The 23957-nt window shown below is 56.0% G+C and carries 23 protein-coding genes and 1 pseudogene; 23 read left to right on the top strand and 1 reads right to left on the bottom strand.

Annotation, left to right across the window (positions count from 1 at the left end; translation table 11 throughout):
• Window positions 1-84: 84 nt before the first annotated feature.
• The 14 genes from RGB73_RS28525 (at window position 85) to spoIIR (ending at window position 12838) form a co-directional block, all read left to right on the top strand.
• Complete coding sequence (locus RGB73_RS28525) at window positions 85-459, top strand: response regulator (protein ID WP_203354473.1); 375 nt, start codon at window positions 85-87, stop codon at window positions 457-459.
• Between the two features lie 98 nt (window positions 460-557).
• A complete protein-coding gene (fba, locus tag RGB73_RS28520; RefSeq protein ID WP_310766835.1) occupies window positions 558-1412 on the top strand; it encodes a class II fructose-1,6-bisphosphate aldolase in 855 nt (284 codons plus the stop codon).
• 15 nt (window positions 1413-1427) lie between these two features.
• Window positions 1428-2072, top strand: a complete 645-nt coding sequence (gene fsa / locus RGB73_RS28515) for a fructose-6-phosphate aldolase (RefSeq protein WP_310766832.1) — start codon at window positions 1428-1430, stop codon at window positions 2070-2072.
• Between the two features lie 80 nt (window positions 2073-2152).
• Window positions 2153-3436 carry a UDP-N-acetylglucosamine 1-carboxyvinyltransferase gene (locus tag RGB73_RS28510; protein WP_310766829.1) on the top strand — a complete coding sequence of 428 codons (1284 nt, stop codon included), beginning with the start codon at window positions 2153-2155 and terminating at the stop codon, window positions 3434-3436.
• 28 nt (window positions 3437-3464) lie between these two features.
• Window positions 3465-4421: a class II fructose-bisphosphatase gene (gene glpX / locus RGB73_RS28505; RefSeq protein ID WP_310766827.1), complete on the top strand. Its 957-nt coding sequence runs from the start codon at window positions 3465-3467 to the stop codon at window positions 4419-4421.
• A 121-nt stretch (window positions 4422-4542) separates the two neighbouring features.
• On the top strand, window positions 4543-5820 hold the full coding sequence (gene rho / locus RGB73_RS28500) for a transcription termination factor Rho (protein ID WP_310766824.1): 1278 nt from the start codon (window positions 4543-4545) through the stop codon (window positions 5818-5820).
• 70 nt (window positions 5821-5890) lie between these two features.
• The gene (locus RGB73_RS28495; protein WP_310766822.1) at window positions 5891-6793 is read left to right on the top strand and encodes a peptidoglycan DD-metalloendopeptidase family protein; all 903 of its coding nucleotides are present in this window, start codon (window positions 5891-5893) and stop codon (window positions 6791-6793) included.
• 70 nt (window positions 6794-6863) lie between these two features.
• Window positions 6864-8129 carry a radical SAM family protein gene (locus RGB73_RS28490; RefSeq protein ID WP_310766819.1) on the top strand — a complete coding sequence of 422 codons (1266 nt, stop codon included), beginning with the start codon at window positions 6864-6866 and terminating at the stop codon, window positions 8127-8129.
• Between the two features lie 103 nt (window positions 8130-8232).
• On the top strand, window positions 8233-8433 hold the full coding sequence (gene rpmE, locus RGB73_RS28485) for a 50S ribosomal protein L31 (RefSeq protein ID WP_310766816.1): 201 nt from the start codon (window positions 8233-8235) through the stop codon (window positions 8431-8433).
• Window positions 8434-8532: 99 nt separating this feature from the next.
• Window positions 8533-9123: a thymidine kinase gene (locus RGB73_RS28480; protein ID WP_310766813.1), complete on the top strand. Its 591-nt coding sequence runs from the start codon at window positions 8533-8535 to the stop codon at window positions 9121-9123.
• A gap of 87 nt (window positions 9124-9210) precedes the next feature.
• The gene (locus RGB73_RS28475; protein ID WP_310766810.1) at window positions 9211-9708 is read left to right on the top strand and encodes a sporulation protein; all 498 of its coding nucleotides are present in this window, start codon (window positions 9211-9213) and stop codon (window positions 9706-9708) included.
• Window positions 9709-9874: 166 nt separating this feature from the next.
• The gene (gene prfA, locus RGB73_RS28470; protein WP_310766807.1) at window positions 9875-10951 is read left to right on the top strand and encodes a peptide chain release factor 1; all 1077 of its coding nucleotides are present in this window, start codon (window positions 9875-9877) and stop codon (window positions 10949-10951) included.
• Window positions 10935-11825: a peptide chain release factor N(5)-glutamine methyltransferase gene (prmC, locus tag RGB73_RS28465; RefSeq protein ID WP_310766804.1), complete on the top strand. Its 891-nt coding sequence runs from the start codon at window positions 10935-10937 to the stop codon at window positions 11823-11825. Before prfA ends, prmC begins: the two co-directional genes overlap by 17 nt.
• Window positions 11826-11986: 161 nt before the next feature.
• Complete coding sequence (gene spoIIR, locus RGB73_RS28460) at window positions 11987-12838, top strand: stage II sporulation protein R (RefSeq protein ID WP_310766802.1); 852 nt, start codon at window positions 11987-11989, stop codon at window positions 12836-12838.
• A gap of 63 nt (window positions 12839-12901) precedes the next feature.
• Here the strand turns inward: spoIIR and RGB73_RS28455 are convergent, their stop codons facing one another.
• Window positions 12902-13690, bottom strand: coding sequence for a DUF3298 and DUF4163 domain-containing protein (locus tag RGB73_RS28455; RefSeq protein ID WP_310766799.1), 789 nt, complete (start codon window positions 13688-13690; stop codon window positions 12902-12904).
• A 230-nt stretch (window positions 13691-13920) separates the two neighbouring features.
• On the opposite strand from RGB73_RS28455, the gene RGB73_RS28450 reads away from it, so the two are divergent.
• The 9 genes and pseudogenes from RGB73_RS28450 (at window position 13921) to RGB73_RS28410 (ending at window position 23948) form a co-directional block, all read left to right on the top strand.
• Window positions 13921-15012, top strand: a complete 1092-nt coding sequence (locus tag RGB73_RS28450; RefSeq protein ID WP_310766797.1) for an L-threonylcarbamoyladenylate synthase — start codon at window positions 13921-13923, stop codon at window positions 15010-15012.
• Between the two features lie 62 nt (window positions 15013-15074).
• Window positions 15075-15635: a manganese efflux pump MntP gene (locus RGB73_RS28445; protein WP_310766794.1), complete on the top strand. Its 561-nt coding sequence runs from the start codon at window positions 15075-15077 to the stop codon at window positions 15633-15635.
• A 32-nt stretch (window positions 15636-15667) separates the two neighbouring features.
• On the top strand, window positions 15668-16129 hold the full coding sequence (locus tag RGB73_RS28440) for a low molecular weight protein arginine phosphatase (protein WP_310766790.1): 462 nt from the start codon (window positions 15668-15670) through the stop codon (window positions 16127-16129).
• Window positions 16130-16275: 146 nt separating this feature from the next.
• On the top strand, window positions 16276-16731 hold the full coding sequence (gene rpiB / locus RGB73_RS28435) for a ribose 5-phosphate isomerase B (RefSeq protein ID WP_310766787.1): 456 nt from the start codon (window positions 16276-16278) through the stop codon (window positions 16729-16731).
• A complete protein-coding gene (locus RGB73_RS28430; RefSeq protein ID WP_310766784.1) occupies window positions 16732-17301 on the top strand; it encodes a TIGR01440 family protein in 570 nt (189 codons plus the stop codon).
• 45 nt (window positions 17302-17346) lie between these two features.
• On the top strand, window positions 17347-18597 hold the full coding sequence (locus tag RGB73_RS28425) for a serine hydroxymethyltransferase (RefSeq protein ID WP_310766781.1): 1251 nt from the start codon (window positions 17347-17349) through the stop codon (window positions 18595-18597).
• A gap of 158 nt (window positions 18598-18755) precedes the next feature.
• Window positions 18756-19385 carry a uracil phosphoribosyltransferase gene (gene upp / locus RGB73_RS28420; RefSeq protein ID WP_055745698.1) on the top strand — a complete coding sequence of 210 codons (630 nt, stop codon included), beginning with the start codon at window positions 18756-18758 and terminating at the stop codon, window positions 19383-19385.
• Between the two features lie 16 nt (window positions 19386-19401).
• The gene (gene wecB, locus RGB73_RS28415) at window positions 19402-20544 is read left to right on the top strand and encodes a non-hydrolyzing UDP-N-acetylglucosamine 2-epimerase (RefSeq protein ID WP_310766775.1); all 1143 of its coding nucleotides are present in this window, start codon (window positions 19402-19404) and stop codon (window positions 20542-20544) included.
• Between the two features lie 249 nt (window positions 20545-20793).
• A pseudogene (locus RGB73_RS28410) lies at window positions 20794-23948 on the top strand (phosphodiester glycosidase family protein).
• Window positions 23949-23957: the final 9 nt, after the last annotated feature.

The raw sequence follows: 23957 nt of genomic DNA, 5'->3' as shown, positions 1-23957 counted from the left end.
ATTTCGCCGGGTTTGGGAAGGAGTTTCCTGAATTTAGGCGAACTTAAGTCCATAAGGAAAAGGCTCTGGTCAGGGGGAAATTGAATGTTGGACAAGCAGGATAAAAAAGTGTTGGTAGTCGACGATCAGTACGGAATCCGCATTTTGCTGTACGAGGTGCTGGGCAAGGAAGGGTACAAGACATTCCAGGCGGCAAACGGAAAGATGGCCTTGGAAATCGTGGAAAAAGAGTCGCCCGATCTGGTTATACTCGATATGAAGATTCCTGGCATGGACGGGATCGAGATTTTGAAGCACATCAAGAAAATCAATCAGGACATCAAAGTCATCATGATGACAGCGTATGGCGAGCTCGACATGATCAAGGAAGCGACACAGCTGGGTGCGTTGACACATTTTACCAAACCGTTTGATATCGACGAGCTGCGAATGGCCGTTCATCAGCAGCTGGCTTGCTAGGCCCAAGGACACCCGAGACAAGCGTACCTGTTAACAACCAAGTGTCTGTGATATAATAAGCCACATGATTGAAGTCTGCTAGAGGAGGATTTACAAACATGCCACTGGTACCTATGACCGCTTTTACCGAAGACGTCAAGAAGCATAAATACGCCGTCGGACAATTCAACCTGAACAACCTAGAGTTTACTCAAGCCATTACCGAAGCCGCGATGGAAGAAAAGTCGCCTGTCATTTTCGGGGTTTCCGAGGGAGCTCTTAAATACATGGGCATCGACTACACCGTGGCCATCGCGAAAGTAGCGGCGGAGCGCGCAGGTGTCCCGGTCGCATTGCACCTGGATCACGGCAGCAATTTTGACATGGTGATGAAGTGCATCCGCGCCGGATTCTCTTCTGTCATGTTCGATGGTTCTCATCACTCGTTTGAAGACAACATTCGTTTGACCAAACAAGTAGTAGAGGCTGCACACGCTGTTGGCGTTTCTGTTGAGGGCGAGCTCGGTACGATCGGCGGGGTAGAGGATGACCTGTCCGTGGATGAGGAAGATGCCACTCTGGCAAATCCGGAAGAGGCGATCCGCTTCTGGGAAGAGACAAAAGTAGACTACGTAGCGATCGCCGTAGGTACTGCGCACGGCATGTACAAGGGCGTTCCGAAAATTCGCTTTGACATCATCGAAAAAGTGGCGAACAACATCGCCGCTCCTATCGTGCTGCACGGCGGTTCCGGCGTACCGGACGATGCGATTGTCAAATCCATCAGCCTGGGCGTAGGAAAAATCAACGTCAATACCGAATCTCAAGTCGCATGCACCGAAACGGTACGCAAAGTGCTGGAAGCCAAGCCGAACGAGATCGACCCGCGCAAATATCTGGGCCCTGCTCGCGACGCGATCAAGGAAGTAGTCAAAGGAAAAATGCGCTTGTTCGGCAGCAGCAACCGCGCGTAACCAAGGAGGATTCCCATGCGTTTTCTGATAGATACAGCAAACGTCGACGAAATTCGTGAAATCCACGAGTGGGGTGTGCTTGCGGGCGTGACCACGAACCCTTCCCTGGTAGCCAAGGAAGGCCGGGATTTCATCGAGACATTGAAAGAGATCATCGACATCGTGGATGGTCCGATCAGCGCGGAAGTCATCAGCACCGACGCGAAGGGCATGATTGAAGAAGGCGAGAAGCTGGCTTCGCTGTCCAAAAACATCGTCGTGAAGATTCCGATGACCGCTGAAGGCTTGAAAGCCGCCAAGCACTTCGCGAAAAAGAAGATCAAAACCAACGTCACCCTGGTATTTTCCGCGAACCAGGCGCTGTTGGCCGCCCGCGCAGGAGCGAGCTTCGTATCTCCGTTCCTGGGTCGTCTGGACGACATCGGACAGGACGGCATGCAGTTGATCGATGACATTGCGGAAATTTATTCTGTCCACGGGATTGAGACGGAGATCATCGCTGCCTCGGTTCGCCACCCTGTTCACGTGACGGAAGCGGCGAAACGCGGAGCGCATTTCGCGACCATTCCAGCCAAAGTGTTCAAACAGCTGATTGCCCATCCGCTCACGGAAAGCGGCCTGGAGAAGTTCCTCGCTGACTGGGCAAGCATGCAAAAATAAGAAACGTGCCGATTTGATTCAAGCACCTTTTCCACCGGGGAAGGTGCTTCTTTCCCGATTACGCCTGAGGAGAGCAGAGCATGGATAAGTTGATCATCAATGGTGGGAAACCGCTCGCGGGGACGGTCACCATCAGTGGAGCGAAAAACAGCGCTGTTGCCTTGATTCCTGCCGCGCTATTGGCAGATGGGCCAGTCGTCATCGAGAACTTGCCCCGTATTCAGGATGTAGACATTTACTGCCAGCTTCTGCAAGAAATGGGGGCCGACGTGCTCTTTGAAGACGACTGGATGGAAGTCGACGGACGGGCGATGCAGCTGATGCTCATGCCCAACGGACGGATTAAAAAGCTGAGGGCTTCCTACTATCTCTGGGGAGCGCTGCTGGCCAAATTCGGAGAAGCGCAAGTGGGTTTGCCGGGCGGCTGCGATCTCGGCCCGCGTCCTGTAGATTTGCATATCAAAGGCTTTGAGGCGATGGGCGCCCAGGTGGAAAACAAAAACGGGGTCATGACGATCAAAGCCAAAAACGGCCGCTTGCAAGGAGCACGCATTTACCTCGATCTCGTCAGCGTCGGGGCTACGATCAATATCATGCTCGCCGCTGCCAAGGCGGAAGGCGTGACCGTTATTGAAAACGCTGCCCGTGAGCCGGAGATCGTCGACGTGGCTACCTTGCTGAACAATATGGGCGCGAACATCAAAGGTGCGGGCACTGACATGATTCGCATCCAGGGCGTGGAGCGCCTGCGCGGCTGCCGTCATACGATCATTCCCGACCGCATCGAGGCAGGGACGTACATGATCGCAGCAGCGGCGACGAACGGCAACGTCCTGGTCGAAAACGTCATCCCCAAGCATCTGGAGTCGGTGACGGCGAAGCTTCGCGAGATCGGCGTGCAAGTCGTGGAGATGGACGATAGCATTCAGGTCATCGGCCAGGAAGTCTATCGCCCCATCGATGTGAAGACGAGTCCTTATCCCGGATTCCCAACGGACCTGCAGCAGCCGTTTACGACCCTGCTCACTTTGGCGAAGGGCTCGAGCATTGTGACGGACAATATTTACAGTTCGCGCTTTCGCCATATCGACGAGCTGCGGCGCATGGGCGCGACATTGAAGGTAGAAGGCAGGTCTGCCGTGATCGAGGGAGGCAGCAGCCTGAACGGAGCCAAGGTAGTCGCATCCGATCTTCGCGCCGGAGCCGCGCTGTTCATCGCCGGATTGGTCACCAATGGGACGACCGAGCTGGAAGGGCTGGAGCATATTGATCGGGGTTATGAAAATTTGGTGGGCAAGCTGCAAATGCTAGGAGCCGATGTACAACGGGTAGGCTTGCATCGCTCGGAAAATCATCAACGGTAAGGAATTACCAGGAGAGGAGTCTTCCAGAATGGAACGCAGTTTAACACTTGAACTGGTACGAGTGACCGAGGCGGCCGCATTGGCTTCCGCCAGTTGGATGGGTCTCGGCAAAAAAGATGAGGCTGACGATGCGGCGACTACCGCAATGAGAAAAGAGTTCGAAAAAGTGCCGATGGACGGAATTGTCGTGATCGGGGAAGGCGAAATGGACGAGGCGCCCATGCTGTACATCGGCGAGCGTCTGGGCCAGGGAGTAGCTCCTGCCGTCGATGTGGCGGTCGATCCGCTGGAGGGGACGAACATCCTCGCCAAAGGGACCTGGGGTGCCATCTCCGTCATTGCCATCGCCGACCGAGGAAACCTGCTGCATGCGCCTGACATGTACATGGAGAAAATAGCAGTGGGCCCAAAAGCCGTTGGCAAGATCGATATCAACGCGCCTGTACGCGACAACCTGAAGGCGGTAGCGCAGGCGCAAGGAAAAGACATCAGCGATCTGGTCGCGATCGTACTGGATCGGGACCGTCACCAAAAAGTGATCCAGGAAATCCGCGAAGCGGGAGCACGCATCCGTCTTATTTCCGACGGGGACGTGGCGGCCGCCATCAACACCGCTTTTCCGGATACCGGGGTCGACATCATGTTCGGGTCTGGAGGAGCGCCTGAAGGGGTGCTTGCGGCTGTGGCTTTGAAATGCCTGGGGGGAGAAATCCAGGGTAGACTGCTGCCGCAAAGCCAGGAAGAGATCGAACGCTGCATCAAGATGGGCCTGACCAACCCGCAGCAGGTGCTGTTCATGGATGATTTGGTCAAGGGCGACGACGCCATTTTTGCGGCAACCGGCGTGACGGATGGAGAGCTGCTGAAAGGCGTGCGTTTCCAAGGAACTCGCGCAACGACCCATTCGGTGGTCATGCGTGCGAAGACCGGAACAGTGCGTTTCATCGAAGGGAACCATCGGTTGGAACGCAAACCGGCATTGTAAGGGAATCATATTCGTATCAGGTGCAACGAACAACTGCTGCTCTGGCATCGCCTATGGACTCGGTTCTGCTAGGCATCGATCAGACGAGACGCAAGAAGAGTAAATAAAGAGTGGTGGATGTATGTTACTTTCCGAACTGGAAGAAAAGAAATTGACCGATCTCTACAAGCTGGCGAAAGAATACCACATTCCGTACTATTCACAGTTGAAAAAGAAGGAATTGATCTTCGCAATTCTGCGCGCCAGGGCGGAGAGAGACGGTCTCATGTTTATGGAGGGCGTATTGGAAATTTTGCCGGAAGGGTACGGTTTCCTGCGTCCGATCAACTATCTCCCTAGCTCCGAGGATATTTACATCTCCCAATCGCAGATCCGCCGTTTCGATCTGCGGATGGGAGACGTAGTATCGGGTAAGGCAAGACCGCCGAAGGAGAACGAGCGTTATTTCGGTCTCCTGCAAGTAGAGGCTGTAAATGGAGAAGACCCCGAAACAGCTGCAGAGCGCCTGCATTTCCCCGCTTTGACGCCGCTGTATCCTCAAACCAAGCTCGTACTGGAAACCGCTCCCGAGCGCGTATCCACCCGCCTGATGGACCTTCTCGCCCCTGTTGGACTTGGCCAGCGTGGATTGATTGTGGCCCCTCCGAAGGCCGGGAAAACCATGCTGCTGAAAGAAATCGCCAACAGCATCACGGAGAGCCGGCCGGACATTCACTTGTTTGTGCTGCTCATCGACGAGCGGCCTGAAGAAGTGACCGACATGCAGCGTTCCGTAAAAGGCGAAGTTGTCGCCTCCACTTTTGACGAGCTGCCGGAAAACCATATCAAGGTAGCGGAGCTGGTATTGGAGCGTGCCAAGCGTCTGGTCGAACACAAGAAAGACGTGGTCATCCTGCTCGATTCCATCACGCGCCTGGCGAGGGCGTACAACCTGGTGATTCCGCCGAGCGGCCGCACGTTGTCCGGCGGTATCGATCCTGCGGCTTTCCATCGTCCCAAGCGTTTCTTTGGTTCGGCGCGGAACATCGAAGAGGGCGGCAGCCTGACCATTCTGGCGACTGCGTTGGTAGAGACGGGCTCGCGGATGGACGATGTGATCTACGAAGAGTTCAAGGGAACGGGCAACATGGAGCTCCATCTGGATCGGAAGCTGGCGGAGCGCCGGATCTTCCCGGCTATCGACATTCGCCGTTCCGGGACGCGGCGCGAGGAGCTGCTGCTGACGAAGGAAGAGCTGGACAAGTTGTGGATGATCCGCAAAAACATGAACGAGACCAACGAGTTTGTGGATTCGTTCATCAAAAAGCTGGCGGATACCAAGACGAACGAAGAGTTTTTGCAAACGCTGGAATCCAAGCAAGGACGCGGCAAAGCCAATACGACGGTGAGTTCATCATGACTCACCGTCATTTTTTTTGCCATTTTGGCATACCGTATGGAATAGAATTCGAGCGAAGGAGGAGTGCTCTGTGGACTACGCGCAAATGCCTGCTCACATCGAGAGTGTGGCGGATGCCAAACGGACCGTGGTGGAACAGACGCTGTTTCAGGCGTTCAATCCGTATGCGGGCCTGGCTAAATCGGATGCGCCGAAAAAAGACAATGTCATGGTGTATGCCGTAAATCAGGGGGATACGCTATCGGGCATTGCCAATCGGTACGGCCTTACACTCCGAAAGCTGGTGGAAATGAACAAAATCAACAACCCCCACTTTGTCGCCGTCGGGATGAAGCTGATCATCAGCCGTGACGAGGTGAAGCATGTCGTCAAACGCGGGGAAACGCTGGGGTACATAACAAAGCGGTACGGTGTCAGCCGGGAGCTCTTGGTGGACCGCAATCCGCTCTTGAAATGGCTGTCGGACAACCTGTATGTGGGACAAGTCGTTTACGTTCCGATTGTGGCGGAAAAGACCCTGCAGGCGGAAGATTTGCAACTAAGAAGAAACACGTCCCAGGCGGCAAGCAGGCAAGTCATAGGAAGAATACGGGAACGAATGGAGTGGCCGGTGAAAGGCGCCACTATCACAAGCGGATTCGGGGTACGCTGGGGGAAGGCCCACAAAGGGGTGGACCTGTGGAACGAGGAAGAAGCAAAAGCGCCGATCTACGCCGCAAAAGGCGGGGTTGTCGTCGAAGCAGGGGCCAACCGATCGGGGTACGGACGGATGGTCGTGCTGGATCACGGAGATGGCCTGCAAACCTTCTACGCCCACATGCGCAGCATCATCGTGGCTCCCGGCCAATCGGTCAACGCGGGCGATGTACTGGGATACATGGGACATACCGGCGATTCTACCGGGTACCACCTGCACTTTGAGGTAAGGCAGGACGACGTGCCGATCAACCCGCTTCCTTATTTGGGCAAGTAACCTTGCGCAATTTACTTTGCTTTTTCGATGCGATACAATGGGCACAGCAAAGAAGCGAGGAGTTTTTCCCATGTATTTAGTGTACGCAGATGAAAAAGGCAACGTGTACGACCACCCAGGCCTCTTGTCGGTGGCGCGCAACGGAGATATATTGACGGAAATCCTGGAGGAAGAGCTGATACCACTGCCGGAGGGGGCGACTCTGGTCAGCCTGCCGGATACCGTACCGATTGGCATGGACCCGGATACGGGCGAAATGGTCAAGCTGGACGGCTGCACGGCGGTGGGAGCGCTGGTTCCCCAAGGGATCACGAGGCTCTTGCTTCCAGGGTATGTGAAGACGAACAAGGAGAGCAAGCTGCCGCTCTTCGGCTATTCCGCAGTGGTGTGGAAGGACGGAGCGTTTTGGGTAGCCGGCCGGGCGAGCGACGACATCTACAAGTGGGATCCGCTCAACTTTCCGATGGACGAGCTGCGCCAGCGCGTCGAAAAAACGCTGGAGCAGTTTCCGCAAAACCGCATCCTGAACCATTTGTCCCACTGTGCGCTGGAGTATGAATGTCTGACGGCCTCAAACAACTTCTTCCACCGCTGGGAAGGCAGCTTGCCGGTATCGTATACGTGCAACGCCGGCTGCTACGGCTGTATTTCCGAGCAGCCAGAGGACAGCGGCTTCCCATCGCCGCAGACGCGAATGAACTTCAAGCCGACGGAGGACGAGCTGGTGGAGGTCATGCTGCACCACTTGCAGACACCGGAGAGCATCATCAGCTTTGGTCAAGGCTGTGAAGGCGAGCCGTCCACGATGGCGTCCATCATCATTCCGGCGATGCGCCGCGTGCGCGAGCAGACCGATATGGGCTTCATCAACATCAATACGAATGCCGGTCTGACCGATCATATCAAAGGCATCGTGGACGCGGGTCTCGACCTGATGCGGGTCAGCATCATCAGCGCGATCGACGAGCATTACAACGCGTACTACCGCCCTCGTCACTACACGCTGGAAAACGTGGCGCGATCGGCCGAGTATGCCGCTTCCAAAGGGGTCTACACCTCCATCAACTACTTGTGCTTCCCCGGTGTTTTTGACCGCGAGGAAGAGATGGAAGCGATGATAAACTTCATTCGCCGCACCGGAATCAAACTGATTCAGCTGCGCAATCTGAACATCGATCCGGAAAGCTATCTGTCGATGATTCCGCCGGCCAAGGGCGAAGTGTTCGGCATGAAGCAGGCAATCGAGATCTATCAGGAGGAGCTGCCTGACGTGGTGATCGGGTCATTTACCCACATCCCGCCGGAGCAACTGCGCCGCAGGAAAAACATGGCGTGAAGAGTCTGTTGCATTTGAACGGGCATCGTGCTACTATTTTTTTATGTGTTTATATAACTCTGTCTCGGCAAACGATTCAGGGCGGAAAGAGGTGCATTTTGAGATGAAACAAGGTATTCATCCACAGTACAACACTGTGAAGGTAACATGTGCATGCGGTAACGAATTTGAATCCGGTTCTGTAAAGCAAGCGCTGCGCGTGGAGATCTGCTCCAACTGCCATCCTTTCTTCACCGGTAAACAAAAATTCGTAGATGCTGGCGGCCGTGTAGACCGTTTCAAACGCAAATACAATCTTTCCTAATCGGAGAGGATTGGAGCAACCAGGTAGAGCGATCTGCCTGGTTTTGTTTTTCTTGGGAGAAAAGACAGAGGGATCACTTTTGGTAAGGGAGACAGGGACGTGGCACAACTTTACTTTCGCTATGGGGCAATGAACGCTTCCAAATCGATCCAGCTTTTGACGGTCGCGCATAACTACGAGCAGTCCGGCAAGAAAGTGATGGTATTCACGCCGGCAGTCGACGACCGGTTTGGCGTGGGGAAAGTGGCTTCCCGTGTAGGCATCAGCCGCGAAGCCATTCCGATCTCAGACGAGACGGACATCCTGGCAATCGTGGCCGCCGAGGAAGTCAAGCCGCATTGCGTGCTGGTAGACGAGGCGCAGTTCATTGGAAAGCATCACGTCGAGCAGCTGGTGGCCATTGTGGACGAGCTCGGCATCCCCGTCATTGTCTACGGGCTGTTGAAAAACTTCAAAAACGAGCTCTTCCCGGGAAGCGCCGCCCTTTTGTGCGAGGCGGACAAGGTGGAAGAGATCAAAACGGTTTGCGTCTATTGCAACAAAAAAGCGACGCATATCCTCAAATTTAAAAACGGAAAACCGGTCTACACCGGGGAGACGATCGAGATCGCCGGTAACGATACGTACAGCAGCGTGTGCCGCCGCCACTACTACCACCCGCCGGCTGGGCCGGAGCGTACGGAAGACTGATCGGACCATTGCAGCCACCCCTTTTGCCCGTGCATGAGCACACAGCGCGATGCGCACACTAAGGGCAAAACAGGAGGTGGCTTTTTCATGCGACGCAGGCCAATCGGGAAAGGCATGATAGCGGTACTGTGTGCCTTTGCCCTTGCTTCCTCGCTCACTGCCGGATGCAACCGCACGTTGACACAGGAAAAGAGCTACGGGACCCAAACCCTTGACGAACAGCATAATACACCGGCTAAAGGGGAGCGCACCGGCGATACGCTCCACCGCCCTGCGGCCCCGACGACGGATCGCGACAGGCTGATGGGGCGCAACCAAAACCCGAATTTGATCATCGGGCACCAGAACACGCGCGGATACCAGCCCGACCTGAACAACATGGTAGAGATGGCCAAATCGGTGCCTGGCGTGGAAGGCGCCCGCATCACACTGAATGGCGGAAACGCATATGTTACTCTTGATCTGGTGCACAACGTCACCGCCAGCGAAGCGAGAAACATCGAGCAACAGGTAATTGCCGTCCTCACGCAGAAGATCCCGCGCTACGATTTCCACGTCACCTCCAATGAAGGGTTTCATCGCTAGCTGATCCGAGAGCGAGAGCAGTCGGCGATGTGGACCAAAGGAAGGGCTCGGCATTGCCGGGCCTGTTTTCCTCTTTCCAGTAAAATAATGCGCTTTGACTTATTTCTGGTTTCCTCCTATAATTTATCTGTTATGATGTACTTTTTGCGATTGGGGTGAAGTTACAATGTTTACACGCTTATCCGCAGTTGAAGAGCGTTTTGAAGAAGTCACCAATCTCCTTTGTGACCCCGACGTCATCAGCGATACAAAACGCTTGCGTGAGTTGTCCAAGGAACAGTCTTCCCTGGAAGAAACCGTGACGACCTACCGTGAATATAAATCAGTGGTATCCCAGATGGACGATGCCAAAGCCATGCTGGAAGAGAAGCTGGACGATGAAATGCGCGAAATGGTGAAGCTGGAAATCAGCGAACTGACTTCACGCAAGGAAAAGCTGGAGGAACGCCTGAAAATCCTGCTGCTGCCGAAGGATCCCAACGATGAGAAAAACGTCATCGTGGAAGTGCGCGGTGCGGCAGGCGGCGACGAGGCTGCCTTGTTTGCGGCGGTTCTGTTCCGCATGTACACGCGCTTCGCCGAACGCCAGGGCTTCAAAGTGGAAGTGCTGGAAGCAAGCCCGACCGAGCTTGGCGGCTACAAGGAAATCGTCTTTTCGCTCAGCGGCCGCGGTGCTTACAGCAAAATGAAGTTCGAGAGCGGCGCACACCGCGTGCAGCGCATCCCGGCTACCGAGTCCGGCGGGCGCATCCATACCTCGACGGCGACTGTTCTGGTGCTGCCGGAAGCAGAGGAAGTCGAAGTGGAAGTGCATGAGAAAGACATCCGCATCGATACATTCTGTTCCAGCGGTGCGGGCGGACAGAGCGTCAACACGACCAAGTCCGCCGTTCGCGTGACCCATATCCCGACAGGCATCATGGTATCCTGTCAGGACGAGAAGTCCCAGCACTCCAACAAAGACAAAGCGCTGCGCGTCCTGCGCGCCCGCCTGTACGACTACTACATGCAGCAGCAAAACGCCGAAGCCGATGCCAACCGCAAGAGCCTCGTTGGTACCGGAGACCGAAGCGAGCGCATTCGCACTTACAACTATCCGCAAAGCCGTGTGACAGACCATCGTATCGGTCTGACCCTGCATCGTTTGGAATCGGTTCTCGAAGGCGAACTGGACGAAGTCATCGACAACCTGATTATGCATGAACAGACGGAGCTGTTGAAAAGCCATGCCCACACAGCTTGATTGGTCTGGCGTCACGACGATCCGAGAAGCCCTGACACGGGCTTCTTCCTTTTTGCGCGAAAGCGGAGCCAAAGACCCGCTGTTCGAAGCGGAGCTGATCATCCGTCATTGTCTGGACTGGGACCGCACGCGGTTTTTGATCTCCATGATGGAAAAGGTGGCTCCCGAGACTCTCAGACAATTGAGTGGGCTGCTTGAGCGACGGGCACGGCATGAACCGCTGCAGTACATGTTTGGCACCCAGGAGTTTTTTGGTCGGCCATTCAGCGTGCGTCCAGGCGTACTCATTCCTCGGCCCGAGACGGAGATTCTAGTGGAGCAGGTGCTTCTGCACGCCTCCAAGCTCTGGCCGGACGGTGAAAAATTGGATGTGGCCGACATCGGCACGGGCAGCGGGGCCATTTGCATTACTCTCGCCTGCGAGCGTCCAGACTGGAACGTGACGACAGTGGATCTGTCCCCGGATGCGACGGCCATCGCCAAAGAAAACGCAGAACGTCTGGGAGCGCGGATCCGCTTTTTGCAGGGAGATCTGGTGCAGCCGTTGCTTACGGCAGGCGAGCAGGTGGATATCCTCGTATCCAATCCTCCTTACATTCCCAGTACGGATGTGGACGAGCTCGACGCAGAGGTCCTTGAGCACGAACCGCGTCTGGCGCTGGACGGGGGCACGGACGGGCTCGACTGCTACCGGCGGTTGTGCGAAGCGCTGCCGACTGTGCTAAAGCCGCGAGGGCTCGTAGCCTATGAAGTGGGTATCCATCAGGCTCGGGACGTAGCGGAGCTGATGAAGGCGTCCGGTGTAATAGAAGAAGTACACATCATTTCCGATTTGGCGGGAATTGAGCGGGTAGTGGTCGGCATGAGGCAATAGCCCCCGCTCGACACGCCTTTTTTCATCCTTCCTGCGCGAAGATTCGAAATTCGCGGCTGAATTCGCAACCTTGCGTTTAATTTCGCAGCGTCTTGCCCATACTGTTGCTAGAGAGAGAAAAACGAGAAAGAAAGAGCACAGTACAGAGGGAGACGGTAACGATGAAACGGACGCTATGGATGGTATTTTGCATATGCATGCTTATGATGAGCTGGGAGGGACAGCTTACTTCGGCCAATGTGTTGGACAACGGGCCGATCCCTCAAGAGTCGATCCGGCTGCGAATCATCGCAAACAGCGATTCGTTTCAGGATCAATGGCTGAAGCGGGAAGTTCGGGACGCGCTCATCGCGCAAATGGAGACATGGGCCAAAGACATCGACTCGTTTGAAGACGCCGAAAAGGTCGTGGCTGCCAACCTGCCTATCATGCAGCAGGTAGTCGACCAGACAATTCGGGATCGCGGATTTTCCTACAAGGCGGTCGTCGATTTCGGACAGGTACCATTTCCGACCAAGCTGTACGGCTCGTACGTGTATCCGGCCGGCGATTACACGGCCTTGCGGGTGCAGATCGGCGAGGCGAAAGGGCAAAACTGGTGGTGCGTACTGTTTCCTCCGCTCTGCTTTATCGATATGTCCAATGGCGATGCGGTACAGGCGGCAACGCAGGAGCAAGCGCAAACAAACGGGATCATCGAGCCAGACGGCACGGAGCAAGCGAAGGCTGACGTGTTGGAAAGCGAAGCCCAGCCTGCCGAAGAAGCTGCGGCTGCAGCGGAAGGCAGAATGAGGGAAGGGTGGCAGGAATGGCGGCAAATGCGTCTGGAGGAAAGGCAAGTCGGTGACAAAGCGGCAGCCGAAGCCGAAGTTGAGAGAGACGTGATTGCGACGGATTCCGAGCAGACGGCTCCAGAACAACAGCTCGAGCCAATCGCTCCTGCGGCGGCTCCTGCTCCGGAAATCCAAGTGAGGTTTTATTTGTTGGAAAAACTCGAGAGCCTGTTCTCGTAACGCAGAAAAGAAACGACACCCGGACTGATGTCCAGGTGTCGTTTGTCGCTGTTGAGCAGAGTGTTACGGGAGCAGCGCTTTTACTTCCGGCTTCAGCAGGTTCACAAAGCTGTGCTTCGGAATCGTGAAGGACGGCATGCCGGCCGCGTACGGCGCGATTTCATACTGGCCGAAATGGATGACGAGATTGCCGTTTTCAAACGAGAAGGACTGGTTGTCTGCAATCGTCTCGAAGCTGTACACATCCGCGATCTCCGGGTTCGTCCGAATTTGCTGCTTGATCAGGTTGTTCAGGACATAGCGGTAGTCGAAGCCCGACTGGAACAGATCGGACAGCTGGAGCCTTTTCGCGGTATTCAGGTTGGCGATGTTGTAGTAGGTCACGTCTGTTATGCCATGAGCCCCGCCGGCGTAGATATAGGTCTGCACCGAGAACGCCACCAGCTTGCCGACAGACTGCACCTTGTAGGAAATATCCAGGGCGTGGGGACGCATTGGATAGCCGTTCTTTTTGGAGTCTGCCGCATCCTGCTTGCTCATGACTTGCCGCTCCTTGAGCGCTGCCTGGGCAAACTGAAGCAGCTCCGCATTCAGCTTTGCTTCAAAGGCTTTGTCGGCCATGCCGCTGATGACTGGGATCGAAATATTGGCCTCGTACTCAGCGGTTTTCATTTGGATGACCTTTGGCGCGATGACGACGCCGTGGTCTACCTGTTTGACCGCTGCGGCAGGAACGGCCGGTTTGGCTGGGGCAGCCGATTGGGCAGTAGCGGCGAATGCGGGAGCGGCAGCTGCGCTGAACAGCAGGGCGGTACCGACCAGGCTCAAAGTCAAAGATTGGAATGATTTCATGGGTATGCCACGATCCTTTCTGTTGGGGAACAAATGAAATGGAGTTGATATCCCTATCCTACTACAAGAGCCTGGTACGATTGGGTTAAAAAATGGTAACAACGCATTTTTCCACGAAGACGGGAAAAGTTATTCACAAGTTACCCACAGGTTGTTGAAAACTTTACCCCGCACATCTATACTAAAGGCACTTATCGTTACGAAACGTGTTGGAGAAAGGATATTTTCAAATGGAACAAAAAGTCGTGACAAAAGTTTGGACTGTGGATAACCATGTGGAAAATGCTGTGGAGAAACTGGAGAGTTGTACACAGATTGTGGATGCGGCCAGCTTGCTCAAGAATGGCGAGGTTGTCGCATTTCCCACAGAGACTGTTTACGGTTTGGGTGCCAACGCATTGTCCAACGAAGCGGTGGAAAAAATATTTGCTGCAAAAGGCAGACCGAGCGACAACCCTTTGATCGTACATATAGCGGCAATGGAGCAATTGCCTTCGGTAGCCTCGGAAGTGCCCGCGAAAGCAGCGCAATTGATGGATGCGTTTTGGCCGGGGCCGTTGACCGTCATCCTGCCGAATAGCGATCGGGTGGCCTCACTGGTGACTGCCGGGCTGCATTCCGTCGGTGTGCGGATGCCTGATCATCCCGTGGCACTGGCATTGATCGGGGCGGCGGGAGTCCCGATTGCCGCGCCCAGCGCCAACCGCTCCGGAAGGCCGAGCCCCACGACAGCCTCACACGTGCTGGCCGACCTGGAGGGACGCATAGCCGGTGTGGTGGACGGCGGCGCCACAGGTGTAGGAGTCGAGTCCACCGTCATCGATGTGACGGTCGAGCCGCCGATGATTCTGCGCCCGGGGGGAATTACGCGCGAGCAGTTGGAGGAAGTGATCGGTCCGGTCAGGCTGGATCCGACGTTTCAGGCAGGAGCCGAGGAGACGCCGCGAGCTCCTGGCATGAAGTACACGCACTATGCCCCAGAGGGAGAAATGTGGCTGGTAGCGGGGGAAGACCCCCGGGTGCGGGAAGAAATGAAAGAGATGCTGCGCGAAGCAAAAGGGCTCGGACGCAAAACCGGGGTGCTGGCGACGGAAGAATCGGCCGATTTCTGGCGCGCTCACCCGGATGCCGACGTGGTTCTATCCGTGGGGTCGCGGGCCGATTTGCAGGAAGTCGCGCATCGGCTGTACGGGGCGCTGCGCGACTTTGACGATTCCGGTGTTCAGTTCATCGTAGGGGAAACCTTCCCGCGTGACGGACTCGGGATGGCGGTCATGAATCGGCTGGAGAAAGCAGCCGGCGGCCGGATTCGAAAGGTCTAATTTGCCTTGTCTAAACTCCTTCTTGTCCGCATAGGTTGAAGAGACGGGGAGGGGGAGGCCAGTTGGATCACGTCTTGTTTCAGTGGGGGCAATTTCTGACCTTACTCATGATCGCGTTTGCCTTGAGCATGGATGCCTTTTCGCTCGGGATCGGTGTAGGCATGGTAGGCATTCGATTGCGGGAAATTCTCAAAGTCAGCATCACGATCGGACTTTTTCATATTGGCATGCCCATCGTAGGGATTGCTGTTGGCGCGTACTTGTCCGATTTGGTCGGGGACATCGCCGTTTTTATCGGCGGCGGAGTCCTCATGGCGATTGGCATGCATATGTTGTGGAATGGCTTTGTCAACGGCGATCAAAAAAGCATGCTGAAAACGAAAGGCTTCGGGCTCTTGCTGTTTGCTTTCAGCGTCAGCCTGGATGCCTTGACGGTGGGCTTTTCTTTCGGTTTGATTGAAGTGAACAAACTGTTGGCCATTACGCTTTTCGGCATCATGGGCGGCGCGATGTCTTATTGCGGCTTGCTGCTGGGCAGAAGCGTGGGAGGATGGCTGGGGGATTACAGCGAATTAGTAGGTGGACTTATTTTGTTCTGTTTTGGGTTAAAATTTATGTTGTAGCACAAAGGCGCAGGCAGAAGGAGGAGAGATGCGTGAAACGGATTTTATTTGTTTGCACGGGGAACACTTGCCGCAGTCCCATGGCGGAAGCGCTGTTCCGCGTCAAGACGGCGGGGGAAGGCTTCGAAGTCCGTTCGGCAGGCGTGGCTGCGTTCGATGGGCAGGCGGCTTCCTTGCATGCCAGAGAAGTATTGGCGGAGCGCGGGATTGAGCATGAGCATCGGTCCAGTCGGCTGAATGCGGAGCTCATAGATTGGTCGGACTTGATTTTGACGATGACCGCCAGCCACAGGCATGCCATCCTGGCGTATTTTCCGGAAGCAGCTGACAAGGTGCACACGTTGCGTAATTTCGTCGGTGTGGAAGGGTTTGGCGATATAGCCGATCCGTTTGGCGGGACGCTGGAGGACTATCGCAGATGCGCTGAAGAACTGGAAGAGTCGCTGGACAGGCTGTCTGTTCTCCTTAAAAAAGAGCGCTTTCGTGAATTGTGATGAGAATGAGGTGCTGGCAAGTGCCAGGTACCTTGTTTTTTGTGAGAGTACGAACGTTTTTTCTGTTGAAGAGGGAAATGTTCACTTTTTACTTGCCGCATTATGATGTATAATGAGTGAGACCATGAACAAGCGAGGGATGACAGATGAAAGTGGCGATTGCTGCTGATCACGGCGGATACAAGCTGAAAGAGGAGATCAAGACCTTGCTCTCTTCGATGAACATCCAGACGGAAGACTTCGGCTGCTCGTGCGAGGATTCGGTGGATTATCCCGACTATGCGTTGCCGGTAGCGGAAAAAGTAGCGGCAGGAGAATTCGATCGGGGGATTCTCGTCTGCGGGACAGGGATCGGTATGTCCATCGCTGCCAACAAGGTGCCGGGAATCCGCTGCGCGCTGGTGCATGACACCTTTTCGGCGAGAGCAACCCGCGAGCACAACAACACCAATGTGCTGGCTATGGGCGAGCGCGTCATCGGCCCAGGGCTTGCCCTTGACATTGTGAAAATCTGGCTGGAAACCGAGTTTCAAGGCGGTCGGCACGAACGCCGGGTAGAAAAGATCGGACAGATCGAAGCGAAGCACTTGGGAGTGAAGTAAGTGGATTTGCTCGCCATTGAAAAACAGGTCAGTGAAGTCGTCGATGAAGTCGCCCGCATCGCCGAGCTGAAGCCCGGACAGATCCTGGTCATCGGCTGCAGCACCAGCGAAGTGCTGGGCAAGCATATCGGCAAGGCGGGAAGCAAGGATGTGGCAGCCGGCATTTTCCGCGGCATCCGCAAGATCCAGGAGCAGTACGGCTTTTCCGCGGCTTTTCAATGTTGTGAACATTTGAACAGGGCGCTGGTGGTGGAGCGCGCCGACATGGAGCGTTGCGGCTGGGATGAGGTAACGGTTGTGCCCGTTCCGACAGCAGGCGGTTCCATGGCGGCCCACGCTTATACGCACATGCAGGATGCGGTCGTGGTGGAGCATATTCGGGCCCACGCCGGCATCGACATCGGCGATACGCTGATCGGCATGCACCTGAAGCATGTCGCCGTGCCGGTGCGTCCTTCTTGCCGAACGGTAGGAGAAGCGCACGTGACTGCGGCTCGCACCCGTCCGAAATTGATCGGCGGTGTCCGCGCTGTTTACGAAGCGGCCCCAGAGAGTGAGAGTTGTACCTAATTCGAATGTGAGACAAGCTCATATTCACGAAGGAGAGAATAAACCATGCTAGACTTTTTGCGCAAACAAGACCCGCAAGTATTGGAAGCCATCCAGCTGGAGCTGGGAAGACAACGCGACAAAATCGAGCTGATCGCGTCCGAGAACTTCGTTAGCCGTGCGGTAATGGAAGCAATGGGAACCGTTCTGACCAACAAATACGCAGAAGGATACCCGGGCCGTCGCTACTACGGCGGATGCGAATACGTAGACATCGCGGAAAACATCGCCCGCGACCGCGTGAAAGAGCTGTTCGGTGCAGAGCATGCCAACGTCCAGCCTCACTCCGGTGCTCAAGCCAACATGGCGGTGTACTTCACCATCCTGCAGCCGGGAGATACGGTGCTCGGGATGAACCTGTCCCACGGCGGGCACTTGACCCACGGAAGCCCGGTAAACTTCTCCGGTACGCTGTACAACTTCGTCGAGTACGGGGTGGATCAAGAGTCCCATCTGATCAATTACGAAGACGTACGCGCCAAAGCTTTGGAGCACAAGCCGAAGCTGATCGTGGCGGGTGCGAGCGCTTATCCGCGCACCATCGACTTCGCCAAATTCCGCGAGATTGCGGATGAAGTGGGCGCATACTTCATGGTCGACATGGCGCACATCGCGGGTCTGGTAGCTGCAGGCCTGCATCCGAATCCGGTGCCTCACGCGCACTTCGTTACTTCCACGACGCACAAGACCTTGCGCGGTCCGCGCGGCGGTCTGATCCTGTGCAAAGAGGAATTTGCAAAAGCGATCGACAAGTCCGTATTCCCTGGCGTACAGGGCGGTCCTTTGATGCACGTCATCGCAGCGAAGGCTGTTGCCTTCGGCGAAGCGCTGCAGCCGGAATTCAAAGACTACGCATCCCGCATCGTCAAAAATGCAGTAGCGTTCGCGGAAGCGCTGAAAGCAGAAGGCCTTACGCTCGTTTCCGGCGGCACCGACAACCACCTGGTGCTGGTGGACGTAAGCAAAATCGGCTTGACTGGTAAAGTGGCGGAGCATTTGCTCGACGAAGTGAACATCACGACCAACAAGAACACGATTCCGTACGATTCCGAAAGCCCGTTCGTGACCAGCGGTGTTCGCATGGGTACCCCTGCGGTAACCAGCCGCGGCTTTGACGAGGAAGCGATGAAGGAAGTAGCGGCGATCATCGCGCTGACCCTGAAAAATCCGGAAGATGCGGCGAAGCACGAAGAAGCCCGCACCCGTGTTGCGGCTCTGTGCCAACGCTTCCCGATGTACGAAGGCTTGGAAATTTAAGAAGTAGAACGGCAGAAAAGGCAGACCCTGTGGAACAGATTCCATACGGGTCTGTTTTTTTGGGGGGCGGAAAAGAACGAAGATTGGGCAAATTGACGGCGGCACACTCCTTCGCTATTATGAGAAGGATGCATTGATAGGGAAACGGAGGAACGATTATGAGCCGTGTATACGTGTTTGACCATCCGCTGATTCAGCATAAAGTGACGTATATCCGTGACAAGAACACGGGGACCAAGGAATTCCGCGAATTGGTGGACGAAGTAGCCACGCTGATGGGGTATGAAATCACCCGTGACATGCCGCTTGAGGAGACCACCATCGAGACGCCTGTGGCTACCTGCAAGTCCAATGTGATCGCAGGGAAAAAAGTAGGACTGGTTCCGATTCTGCGCGCAGGTCTCGGCATGGTAGACGGGCTGTTGAAGCTGATCCCGGCGGCGAAGGTGGGTCATGTCGGCCTGTATCGCGACCCTGAGACGTTGCAGCCCATCGAGTACTACGTCAAGCTGCCGTCCGATGTCGCGGAGCGCGAATTGATCGTCATCGATCCGATGCTGGCGACTGGCGGATCCGCAGTAGCGGCGATCGCCGCATTGAAAAAGCGCGGAGCCAAAAACATGAAGCTCATGTGCTTGATCGCAGCGCCGGAAGGCATCAAAATGGTGCAGGACGAGCATCCGGATGTGGACATTTTCGTGGCGGCTATCGATGAATATTTGAATGACCATGGATATATCGTGCCAGGTTTGGGAGACGCGGGAGACCGCCTGTACGGCACGAAGTAGCGGGAGAGGGAAACCGATGAAAACATGTAAAGTGATGACGGTGTTCGGGACGCGCCCGGAGGCGATCAAAATGGCGCCGCTCGTGCACGAGCTGGGCAAGCACGAAGGGCAAATCGAGTCGGTTGTCTGTGTCACAGCGCAGCATCGTCAAATGCTGGACCAGGTGCTGGAGATCTTCCAGATTCAACCGGACATTGATCTGAACATTATGAAGGACAGACAGACGCTGGTAGGCGTGACGACCCGGGCGCTGGAAAGCCTGGATGCGGCCATCAAGGAAGTCCAGCCGGACATCGTCCTGGTGCATGGCGACACGACCACGACATTTGTCGCCAGCCTCGCAGCGTTTTACAACCAGGTCGCCATCGGCCACGTGGAAGCGGGTCTTCGCACTTGGGACAAGTACTCGCCTTTCCCGGAGGAGATGAACCGTCAGCTGACAGGCGTCATGGCGGATCTCCATTTCGCGCCGACGGATGGCTCGGCAGACAATCTGCGCCGCGAGGGCAAACGGGAAGAGAGCATCTACATCACTGGCAACACGGCGATCGATGCGCTTAAGACCACCGTGCGCGAAGATTATACGCACCCGGTGCTGGACCTGGTAGGCGGGCAAAAGATGGTGCTGATGACAGCCCACCGCCGCGAAAATCTGGGAGAGCCGATGCGCCAGATTTTCCGTGCCGTCAGACGGATCGCCTGTGAGCATCCGGAAATTGCGGTCGTCTACCCGGTGCACCTCAATCCGGCCGTACAGGAAGTCGCTCAAGAGATTTTGGGGAAACATGAGCGGATTCACCTGATTGAGCCGCTGGATGCCTTTGATTTCCACAACTTTGCCCGCCGTGCTCACCTGATCCTGACCGACTCCGGCGGGGTACAGGAAGAGGCGCCTTCCCTGGGGGTTCCAGTACTGGTGCTGCGCGATACCACCGAGCGCCCGGAAGGAATCGCAGCCGGCACGTTAAAGCTGGCCGGCACGGATGAGGAGCAAGTGTACGCGATGACCAAAGAGCTGCTGACGAGTCAGGAAGCGTACGACGCCATGGCTCATGCCGCCAATCCGTACGGAGATGGGGAAGCCTCCCGCCGTATCGTGGAAGCCATTCTCCATCATTTCGGCATGCGCTCTGAGCGCCCTGAGCCGTTCCAGCCCTGAGCCGTTCCAATCGGGTCATTAACCACCGAGTCTTCATAGCGCGTTTGCTTCATTTGCCCGTCCGGTGCCAGTTTCGCATCCACCGGACGGGCTTTTCGGTGTGCAAACCAGCTGCGAAACATTTGGTATGTTTTTCAAATAGAGAATATGGCGACGAGGCGAAACTATCAACCACCTCGCAGCGTCTAAATTTTAGTTGGAAAAGTATACACATAGACAGACAGAGAGAAACGGAGAGGAGTCACCAACATGAGAGCGCGGAAGACGGTTACGCTGCTCACGGCTGCGACGGTAGCCTGGGGAGCTTTTGTTCCGTTTGTGCCGCTTGCGACGAATGTCGCGCTGGCAAGAGCGGAGTCGAGTCCATTGCAAGTGGTATGGCAAACCCCGATCGGGGAAGGCACCACATTGCTCAAATACACGAAATCGTTTGCAAATCAGCAGGTCACGGTCATGGTCACCAAGGTCGATCTGAACAACCCGTACGTAGAGGTCAAGCCTGTCTACGGGACGAAAGGAAAGCTGACCGAGAGGCAGACAGTCACTCAAATGGCCCGCGAAACGGGTGCGGTCGCGGCGATCAACGCGGACTTTTTCAATATGTCCAAGCGCGGGGCGCCATTCGGGATCGTGATGAAGGATCAGGAGCTCATCTCTTCGATGGGGCTGATTTCGTACTGGTACAGCTTGGGGCTTACGGGCGACAAGACCGCAATCATCGAGCACTTCGGATTCGGCGGAAAGGTGACGGCGCCAAACGGGGCGACGTATTCCATTCAGGGAGTCAACAAGGAAGAGTACAACCCGAGCGACGGCCGGAAAAGCCATCAGAATCAATTGAATTTGTACACGCCTTCCTTTGGCAAGACAAGCCTCGGGGCCATCTCGGGCTACAAGGATGTCGTCGAAGTGCTGTTCGTCGACAACGTCGCCAAGGAAGTGCGCGTCAACCAACCGGCGTATACATACCGTACAATGGCTACGTGCTGTGGGGACACGGCGCTGCAGCCGCATTTCTGAAGCAAAACTTCCCGGTTGGTGCCACGGCGCAGGTAGAATACCAGACGACTCCGCAAGACCTCGATCTGATGCAAGCGGTCGGAGGCAACGTCCTGCTGGTAGACAAGGGGAAAGCCTTGACTTCCTTTCAGGCGGACAAGTCCATTACGTCGATCAACTCACGTACGGCGGTGGGCATCTCCCAGGACGGAAAGACGCTGTACATGGTGACGATCGATGCCAGCAAAGGGGTCTACCTCGATGAGCTGGCGAAAATCATGGCGGAGCTGGGCTCCTATCGCGCAGTAAACTTCGACGGGGGCGGATCCACGACGCTGGCCACGCGCATGCTCGGGGAGACGCAGGCCAATCTGTCCAACAAGCCGAGCGGAGGCGTAGAGCGCCGTGTGCCGACGGGGCTGGCGGTGTACAATACCGCGCCTCCGGGAGATCTGCGCGGGTTCACGATCGATGTACCGACAGATGTGCTGATCGGACAGACGGTCAACATGTCCGCCTCGAAAGGATACGATACGCATTTCCAACCATATGCGATCAATCCGGCAAACGTAAGCTGGGGGGTAAGCGGAGCAGACGCGGGCACCGTCGACGGAACGCGCTTTACTCCGTCTCGCTCCGGGCAGATTACGCTGACCGGCCGCCTGGGGAATGTGACGCAGAACAAGGAGATTCACGTCGTCTCCGGAAGCGAAGTTGCGCAAATCGTCGTTTCGCCAAGCCCGATCACGGTCGCGCCCGGTCAGACGATCACGCTCGACGTCAAAATCAAGACGAAAAAGGGAGCGCTTGTCCAAGCGACGCCGCTTAGCGTCCAGACCAGTGTGGACTCCTCGATCGCGACGGTGAACGACAAGCTTCAGCTCATCGCCGGGGATCAGACGGGCAACGGGAAAGTGACCGTCACCTACGACGGCGTCTCGACCACCATACCGTTTGCAATCGGCCAATTCGAGCAGCCGTGGCTCACCTTCGACAACCTGGCAGGCTTGTACCACGCCGCGAACCCATCGAGCATCAGCTCTGCCGGTTCGTTCAGCCTGGTCAGCGACCAAGTGTTCCGCACCAAAAAAGCGGCAAGGCTGGTGTACAACTTCTCGGGAGCTCCAAGCAGCAGCATGCGCTTCGCGTACGGGATGCTGGGAAAAGGGCCGATCGCGATCCCGGGCAAACCCCTCGGCATCGGCCTGTGGGTCAATGGCGACAACAGCGGGCATTGGCTTCGCGCGGAAGCGATCGATGCGAACGGCAAGTCCGTGTACGTCGATCTGGCGAAGGAAATCGACTGGACAGGGTGGAAGCAGGTCAAGGGCTACTTCCCGAGCAATGCCGCATACCCGCTGCAGCTGAAGAGCATTTACGTCGTCGACCAGCCAAACGACGGCATCACGCACGACCAAGGAACGCTGTACTTCGATGAGATGTCTCTCCTGCTGCCGAACCAGACCGGCCAGCCGAGCGATACGGCAGTCGTGCCGGAGCTTCCCGGCAGCATGTCTCTGGGCTCGGAGCTCGACCTGCAATACTCGTTCGCGAATACCGCGTCCTTCCTGGAGACGGCCGAGATCGACATCGATCCGATCGTCGCGCAGCCGCTCCCGGGCTATGTTCCTGCCGACTACTCCTTTACGATCAAGCCGGGGGATCTGAAAGCGGGGGCGGAAGACAGCATCTCGACCTCGCCGATCCAGCTGACGCTCGTGCCGAAAAACTGGGTCGCAGGCAAAGGAATCGGGCTGCTCTACGTCAACGAAGCCAACAACACGCTGGATCCGCTGCTGGGCAGCCGCAATGCCCAAGGCCAATGGGTCTACGAAGTCAATTCCTACGGCAAGTATGTTCCGTACTACCTGGACAACGCGGGTGCGTCCTTTACCGATATCGCCAACCATCCGGCCAAGGCGGAAATCACGTACATGGCGGACAAGGGCTACGTAAAAGGGCTCACGGACACGACGTTCGGTCCTGAGGTGTCATTGACTCGGGCGCAGTTCGTCACGCTGCTGGCTCGGACCTTCGACTGGCAGCTGCCGTCTTCGCCGAAGCTCGGCTTCAAGGACAAAGTGCCAGACTATGCGAAGGGAGCTGTGCAGGTCGCTGTCTCCAAGGGCTTGGTCAAGGGCTACGGGGACAACACCTTCCGACCGGACCAGCCGGTGACCCGCGCGGAGGCGGCTGTGATTCTCGACCGTCTCGTGGGCAAAAAAGGTGCGGCCAAAACAGTTTCCGACAAGGGGACGTGGCCATCCTGGGCGGCTTCGTCCATCACCAACATGGTGGGACTCGGTCTGATCGATCCGGTCAGCGGCAAGTACCAGCCGAACAAGGCGACGACTCGGGCAGTTTGCGTCGTAGCACTGTATCGCATTTTGCAGCAAACGAAATAGAAAGAAGCG

Source organism: Brevibacillus brevis (genome assembly GCF_031583145.1).
In the GTDB taxonomy this organism is placed as follows: Bacteria; Bacillota; Bacilli; order Brevibacillales; family Brevibacillaceae; genus Brevibacillus; species Brevibacillus brevis_E.
Note: the sequence above shows the minus strand (reverse complement) of the source record. Positions and strands in the feature narration are given on the sequence as shown.

Coding starts and splice junctions, on each gene's coding strand:
- RGB73_RS28525 (WP_203354473.1), top strand. CDS start 85: ATGTTGGACAAGCAGGATAAAAAAGTGTTGGTAGTCGACGATCAGTAC.
- fba (WP_310766835.1), top strand. CDS start 558: ATGCCACTGGTACCTATGACCGCTTTTACCGAAGACGTCAAGAAGCAT.
- fsa (WP_310766832.1), top strand. CDS start 1,428: ATGCGTTTTCTGATAGATACAGCAAACGTCGACGAAATTCGTGAAATC.
- RGB73_RS28510 (WP_310766829.1), top strand. CDS start 2,153: ATGGATAAGTTGATCATCAATGGTGGGAAACCGCTCGCGGGGACGGTC.
- glpX (WP_310766827.1), top strand. CDS start 3,465: ATGGAACGCAGTTTAACACTTGAACTGGTACGAGTGACCGAGGCGGCC.
- rho (WP_310766824.1), top strand. CDS start 4,543: ATGTTACTTTCCGAACTGGAAGAAAAGAAATTGACCGATCTCTACAAG.
- RGB73_RS28490 (WP_310766819.1), top strand. CDS start 6,864: ATGTATTTAGTGTACGCAGATGAAAAAGGCAACGTGTACGACCACCCA.
- rpmE (WP_310766816.1), top strand. CDS start 8,233: ATGAAACAAGGTATTCATCCACAGTACAACACTGTGAAGGTAACATGT.
- RGB73_RS28475 (WP_310766810.1), top strand. CDS start 9,211: ATGCGACGCAGGCCAATCGGGAAAGGCATGATAGCGGTACTGTGTGCC.
- prfA (WP_310766807.1), top strand. CDS start 9,875: ATGTTTACACGCTTATCCGCAGTTGAAGAGCGTTTTGAAGAAGTCACC.
- prmC (WP_310766804.1), top strand. CDS start 10,935: ATGCCCACACAGCTTGATTGGTCTGGCGTCACGACGATCCGAGAAGCC.
- spoIIR (WP_310766802.1), top strand. CDS start 11,987: ATGAAACGGACGCTATGGATGGTATTTTGCATATGCATGCTTATGATG.
- RGB73_RS28455 (WP_310766799.1), bottom strand. CDS start 13,690: ATGAAATCATTCCAATCTTTGACTTTGAGCCTGGTCGGTACCGCCCTG.
- RGB73_RS28450 (WP_310766797.1), top strand. CDS start 13,921: ATGGAACAAAAAGTCGTGACAAAAGTTTGGACTGTGGATAACCATGTG.
- rpiB (WP_310766787.1), top strand. CDS start 16,276: ATGAAAGTGGCGATTGCTGCTGATCACGGCGGATACAAGCTGAAAGAG.
- RGB73_RS28425 (WP_310766781.1), top strand. CDS start 17,347: ATGCTAGACTTTTTGCGCAAACAAGACCCGCAAGTATTGGAAGCCATC.
- upp (WP_055745698.1), top strand. CDS start 18,756: ATGAGCCGTGTATACGTGTTTGACCATCCGCTGATTCAGCATAAAGTG.
- wecB (WP_310766775.1), top strand. CDS start 19,402: ATGAAAACATGTAAAGTGATGACGGTGTTCGGGACGCGCCCGGAGGCG.